Below are 5,940 nucleotides of genomic sequence, written 5' to 3' on the forward strand. Positions count from 1 at the left end.
GCTCCGAAGGGTACGAGCGGGTCAGCAGCCGAGCAGCCGGACCGCCAGGTAGTCCTGGATCATGTCGAGCGACACGCGCTCCTGCTTCATGGTGTCGCGCTCGCGCACGGTGACCGCGTTGTCGTCGAGGGTGTCGAAGTCGACGGTCACGCAGAACGGGGTGCCGATCTCGTCCTGACGGCGGTAGCGGCGGCCGATGGCGCCCGCGTCGTCGAACTCGATGTTCCAGTTCTTCCGCAGGTCCGCGGCGAGGCCCTTGGCCTTCGGCGAGAGCTGCGGGTTGCGGGACAGCGGCAGCACGGCGACCTTGACCGGCGCCAGGCGCGGGTCGAGGCCCATGACGACGCGCTTCTCCATGACGCCCTTGGCGTTGGGCGCCTCGTCCTCACGGTAGGCGTCGAGCATGAACGCGAGCATGGCGCGGTTGACGCCCGCCGCCGGCTCGATGACGTACGGCGTCCAGCGCTCGTTGGCCTCCTGGTCGAAGTAGACCAGGTCGTGGCCGGAGGCCTTGGAGTGCGCCTTCAGGTCGAAGTCCGTGCGGTTGGCCACGCCTTCGAGCTCGGAGAACTCGGTGCCGCCGAAGTTGAAGCGGTACTCGATGTCGGCGGTGCGCTTGGAGTAGTGGGAGAGCTTCTCGGCCGGGTGCTCGTACCAGCGGATGTTCTCGGGGTTGATGCCGAGGTCCAGGTACCAGTTCCAGCGCTGCTCCATCCAGTATTCCTGCCACTGCTCGTCCTCGCCCGGCTTGACGAAGAACTCCATCTCCATCTGCTCGAACTCGCGCGTGCGGAAGATGAAGTTGCCCGGAGTGATCTCGTTCCGGAAGGACTTGCCCATCTGCGCGATGCCGAACGGCGGCTTCTTGCGCGAGGTCTGCTGGACCTGGGCGAAGTTGGTGAAGATGCCCTGCGCGGTCTCGGGACGCAGGTACGCGGCGGAGCCGGTGTCCTGGGTCGGGCCGAGGTGCGTCTGCAGCATGCCGGAGAACTGCTTGGGCTCGGTGAACTGGCCCTTGGTGCCGCAGTGCGGGCAATTGATGTCGGCCAGGCCGTTCTCGGGGGCGCGGCCGTTGTGCTTGGCCTCGTACGCCTCGATCAGGTGGTCGGCACGGTGCCGCTTGTGGCAGGCGGTGCACTCGGTGAGCGGGTCGGAGAAGGTGCCGACGTGGCCGGACGCCTCCCACACCTCGGGAGCCAGGATGACCGACGAGTCGAGGCCGACCACGTCCTCGCGCCCGATGACCATCGCGCGCCACCACTGGCGCTTGATGTTCTCCTTGAGTTCGACACCCAGCGGACCGTAGTCCCAGGCAGCCCTGGAGCCGCCGTAGATCTCACTGCAGGGGTAAACGAAGCCACGGCGCTTGCTCAGGCTGACGATGGTCTCGATCTTGTCGGCGGCCACGGTGCTCTCTTCATTACGACGACGAAGGCGAATGGTTCAGGTTACCGGCGGGCAGGGGGGCAGGATCAAATCGGTATCGGGGACAGAGCGGACAAGAGCACTATTGACAATCGTTTCCACTTTAGTTGAAAATGACTGTCATGAACGTACGACGCCTCATACCCACGACCGCCACCGCCGCCGCCGTCTCCCTCGGACTGCTCACCCTGTCCGCCTGCGGAGGCAGCTCCTCCGCCGCCGACGGCAAGAACGCGGACGGCAAGCTGAACGTGATCGCGTCGTTCTACCCCATGCAGTACCTGGCCGAGCAGATAGGTGGCGACAAGGTCGCCGTCTCCACGCTGACCAAGCCGGGCGTCGAGCCGCACGACCTGGAGCTCAAGCCCAAGCAGACCGCGGAGCTCTCCGACGCGGACCTGATCCTCTACCTCAAGGGCCTCCAGCCGGCCGTCGACGAGGCCGTGCAGCAGTCCGGCGCCAAGTCCGCCGTCGACGCCACGACCCTCACGAAGCTGGAGGAGCACGGCACCGAGGCCGGCGGCCACGAGCACGGCGCGCAGGAGAAGGCCGAGGAGCCCGGGCACGAGGGCCACGACCACGGGCACGACCACGGCGCCGAGGGCGCCTCCGACCCGCACATCTGGCTGGACCCGGTGAAGTACGCCGAGGTCGCCAAGGGCGTCGGAGCGGCCCTGGAGAAGGCGGACCCGGACAACGCGGCGACGTACAAGAAGAACGCCGCCACCCTGGTCACCAAGCTGGACGGCCTGAACAAGGCGTTCGAGAACGGCCTGAAGAACACCGCCACCAAGACCTTCATCACCACCCACGCCGCCTTCGGCTACCTCGCCGAGCGGTACGGCCTGGAGCAGGAGGGCATCAGCGGCGTCGACCCGGAGTCCGAGCCCAGCCCGGCCCGCATCAAGCAGCTCCAGAAGATCGCCAAGGAGGACAAGGTCAGCACGGTCTTCTTCGAGACGCTGGTCAGCGACAAGACGGCGAAGACCGTCGCCAAGGACGCCGGCCTCAAGACGGACGTCCTGGACCCGCTCGAAGGCATCACGGACAGGTCCAAGGGCGCCGACTACCTCGACGTCATGAAGTCGAACCTGGCCGCCCTGCAGAAGGCGCTCGGCGCCAAGTGACACCCGCACCCGTCCCCACCCCGGCACCCGCATCGGAGGCGCGAACCGTGCACCACGACGCCGTCATCTCCCTGAGCGCGGCCACCGCCACGCTCGGTTCGCGCCGCGTGCTGCGCGGCATCGACCTCGCCGTGCACCGCGGCGAGGTCGTCGCCCTGCTCGGCGCGAACGGTTCGGGCAAGTCCACGGCCGTACGCTCCGCCATCGGCCAGGTGCCGCTGACCGGCGGCACGGTCGAGCTGTTCGGCACGCCGCTCAGGCGCTTCCGGCAGTGGGCGCGCGTGGGCTACGTACCGCAGCGGACGACGGCGGCGGGCGGGGTGCCCGCGACCATCCGCGAGGTGGTGTCCTCCGGCCGGCTGTCCCGCTCCCGCCTCGGCCTGCTGTCGTCGAAGGCCGACCGGGCCGCCGTCGACCGGGCGATCGGCCTCGTCGGCCTGTCCGACCGGGCCAGGGACTCCGTGAGCGCGCTCTCCGGCGGCCAGCACCAGCGGGTGCTGATCGCCCGCGCGCTCGCCTCCGAGCCCGAACTGCTGATCATGGACGAGCCGATGGCGGGGGTGGACCTGGCCAGCCAGGAGATCCTCGCGGAGACCCTGCGCCGGCAGGTCGCGGCGGGCGTCACCGTCCTGCTCGTCCTGCACGAGCTGGGCCCGCTGGAGCCCCTCATCGACCGGACCGTGGTGCTGCGCGACGGGCTCGTGGTGCACGACGGGCCGCCGACGGCGGGCCCCCTGCCCGGCCACGACGACCACCACCTGACCAAGGAAAACTGCCACCCGGACGCCGTGCCCGCCGCCGCGTCTCCGGTACCGACGGGACTGCTGAGCTGACATGAGCGAACTGATGGACATCTTCAGCACCCCGTTCATGCAGCGGGCCCTGATCGCCGCCGTCCTGGTCGGCATCACCGCCCCGGCGATCGGCATCTACCTCGTGCAGCGCCGCCAGTCCCTGATGGGCGACGGCATCGGGCACGTCGCGATGACCGGTGTCGGCCTCGGCTTCCTGCTGTCGGCGAGCCCGGTCTGGACGGCGACCGCCGTCGCGATCGCGGGCGCCGTCGTCATGGAGCTGATCCGCTGGTACGGCAAGACCCGCGGCGACATCGCGCTGGCCATGCTCTTCTACGGCGGCATGGCGGGCGGCGTCCTGCTGATCAACCTCGCGCCGACCGGCTCCAACGCCAATCTCTCCTCGTACCTCTTCGGCTCGCTCTCCACGGTCTCGCAGGAGGACGTCACGGCGATCTGCGTCCTGGCCGCCTTCGTCGTCCTGGTGACGATCGGCCTGCGCCGCCAGCTGTTCGCCGTCAGCCAGGACGAGGAGTTCGCCCGGGTGACGGGCCTGCCCGTGCGCGCACTGAACCTGCTGGTCGCGGTCACCGCGGCGGTGACCGTCACGGTCGCCATGCGGGTCGTGGGCCTGCTGCTCGTCAGCGCGCTGATGGTGGTGCCGGTGGCCGCCGCACAGCAGATCTCCCGCAGCTTCACCGTCACCTTCGTCCTCGCCGTCGCCATCGGCACGGCGGTGACCCTGGCCGGAACGGTCACCTCGTACCAGTACGACGTACCGCCCGGCGCGACGATCGTGCTGCTCGCCATCGGCGTCTTCATCGTGCTGACGCTTCTCGCCGCACCCCTGGCCCGGCGGCGCTCGCGCGCGGGAGACTCCGCACAGCGGGAAACCGGCGACCCCGCCGTGACCGCCGATCCGGTCAAGGTCTGACGGGGCGCACCCCGCGCTCCTGGCACAATGGCCCGACGCATCTATTCGCGTAATGGGCGACCAGAGGAGGCACCTGTGACGACGGCGCCGAGCGGTGCGAGCGCGACGACGAACTCCGCACCGGTACGGGGGCGCTCCACCCGGCAGCGGACGGCCGTGGCGGCGGCCCTGGACGAGGTGGACGAGTTCCGCAGCGCGCAGGAGCTCCACGACATGCTCAAGCACAAGGGCGACTCGGTCGGCCTGACCACGGTCTACCGCACGCTGCAGTCCCTGGCGGACGCGGGCGAGGTCGACGTGCTGCGCACCAGTGAGGGGGAGTCCGTCTACCGGCGCTGTTCCACCGGGGACCACCACCATCACCTGGTGTGCCGGATGTGCGGCAAGGCGGTCGAGGTCGAGGGCCCGGCCGTCGAGTCGTGGGCCGATTCGATCGCCGCGCAGCACGGATACGTGAACGTGGCACACACGGTGGAGATCTTCGGTACGTGCGCGGAGTGCGCAGCCGCCTGACGACGGAGCCCCCGGGACCCTCCGGACCTGCTCAAGATTTCCCGAACGCCCCCAACTCCCTTACGGAGTGGGGGCGTTCGCCGTGTTTCGGCCAACCCGCGCACTCACTGCTGACAGTCAGTCAGCTCCGTGGCAATCTGCCTCACGCACACCGGTTTCCGCACCGCTTCCCCCTCTTCGCAGAAGGAGTTGGCGTGAGACGTCGTCCCCACAGTGCAATGCTCGGCCTGATGGCTGCCGCAGGCGGTCTGCTCAGTGTCGGAGCCGCCCCCGCTCCGGCCGCCGAAGCCCCCGCTCTCTCCGCGGAACAGCAGGTGCGGAGCTTCTGGACGCCGGAGCGGATGCGCTCGGCGAAGCCGCTCGACCTGTTGAGCGTGGCCCCCTCCGAGGTCGCCCCCGCGAAGGCCGTCGGCCCGGCCACCTCCGTGCCCTCCTCCGCACCCTCCACCAAGGCGTTCCCCCAGAAGGGCGGGGCGTGGACCGGTGGCGGGGCAGTGGTGAAGACCTCGGGACGGGTCTTCTTCACGTACCAGGGCCGTACGGCCTCCTGCTCGGGCAACTCCGTCACCAGCCAGAACAGGTCGACCGTCGTCACGGCCGGCCACTGCGTGAAGATGCAGGGCGCCTGGCACACGAACTGGGTCTTCGTCCCCGCCTACAACGACGGCCAGAGCCCCTACGGGACCTGGACCGCGTCGAAGACCTCCGCCACCGACCAGTGGGCGGCCACCGAGGACATCAACTACGACGTGGGCCTCGCGGTCGTGAACCCCCTGAACGGCCAGAAGCTGTCCGACGTGGTCGGCGCCCAGGGCGTCCAGTTCAACGGCGGCTACAACAAGCCGATGTACGCGTTCGGCTTCCCGGCGGCGGCTCCGTACGACGGCAAGAAGCTGATCTACTGCTCGGGGAACACGACGAAGGACTTCCTGTTCTCCAAGGACCACAGCCTCGCCTGCAACATGACGGGCGGGTCGAGCGGCGGCCCCTGGTTCAACTCCTTCAACGAGTCGACCGGAACGGGCCTCCAGGCCTCCGTGAACAGCTTCGGCTACACCTTCCTGCCGGGGCGGATGTTCGGCCCGTACTTCGGCAACGAGGTGAAGGCGGCGTACGACAAGGCCCAGGCGAGCTGATTTCCCCGGAC

The 5,940-nt window shown here is 69.1% G+C and carries 6 protein-coding genes; 5 read left to right on the forward strand and 1 reads right to left on the reverse strand.

What is annotated here, in order from left to right:
* Nucleotides 1-21 precede the first annotated feature (21 nt).
* Nucleotides 22-1,407, reverse strand: coding sequence for a glycine--tRNA ligase (locus ACWGIG_RS36145; protein ID WP_453325948.1), 1,386 nt, complete (start codon nt 1,405-1,407; stop codon nt 22-24).
* A gap of 140 nt (nt 1,408-1,547) precedes the next feature.
* On the opposite strand from ACWGIG_RS36145, the gene ACWGIG_RS36150 reads away from it, so the two are divergent.
* The 5 genes from ACWGIG_RS36150 to ACWGIG_RS36170 all read left to right on the forward strand — a co-directional run bounded on the left by ACWGIG_RS36150 (nt 1,548) and on the right by ACWGIG_RS36170 (nt 5,929).
* On the forward strand, nt 1,548-2,552 hold the full coding sequence (locus ACWGIG_RS36150; protein WP_453325949.1) for a metal ABC transporter substrate-binding protein: 1,005 nt from the start codon (nt 1,548-1,550) through the stop codon (nt 2,550-2,552).
* Nucleotides 2,553-2,599: 47 nt separating this feature from the next.
* Complete coding sequence (locus ACWGIG_RS36155) at nt 2,600-3,385, forward strand: metal ABC transporter ATP-binding protein (protein ID WP_453325950.1); 786 nt, start codon at nt 2,600-2,602, stop codon at nt 3,383-3,385.
* 13 nt (nt 3,386-3,398) lie between these two features.
* Complete coding sequence (locus tag ACWGIG_RS36160; RefSeq protein WP_453325952.1) at nt 3,399-4,280, forward strand: metal ABC transporter permease; 882 nt, start codon at nt 3,399-3,401, stop codon at nt 4,278-4,280.
* Between the two features lie 75 nt (nt 4,281-4,355).
* On the forward strand, nt 4,356-4,793 hold the full coding sequence (locus tag ACWGIG_RS36165) for a Fur family transcriptional regulator (protein ID WP_453325951.1): 438 nt from the start codon (nt 4,356-4,358) through the stop codon (nt 4,791-4,793).
* Nucleotides 4,794-5,011: 218 nt separating this feature from the next.
* Nucleotides 5,012-5,929, forward strand: a complete 918-nt coding sequence (locus ACWGIG_RS36170) for a trypsin-like serine peptidase (protein WP_453325953.1) — start codon at nt 5,012-5,014, stop codon at nt 5,927-5,929.
* The last annotated feature ends 11 nt before the right edge of the window (nt 5,930-5,940 follow it).

Source organism: Streptomyces sp. NPDC054863, from assembly GCF_053610825.1.

Excerpts from the sequence above, each read along its gene's own strand:
- ACWGIG_RS36170 (WP_453325953.1), top strand. The coding sequence starts at position 5,012 with ATGCTCGGCCTGATGGCTGCCGCAGGCGGTCTGCTCAGTGTCGGAGCC.
- ACWGIG_RS36160 (WP_453325952.1), top strand. The coding sequence starts at position 3,399 with ATGGACATCTTCAGCACCCCGTTCATGCAGCGGGCCCTGATCGCCGCC.
- ACWGIG_RS36150 (WP_453325949.1), top strand. The coding sequence starts at position 1,548 with ATGAACGTACGACGCCTCATACCCACGACCGCCACCGCCGCCGCCGTC.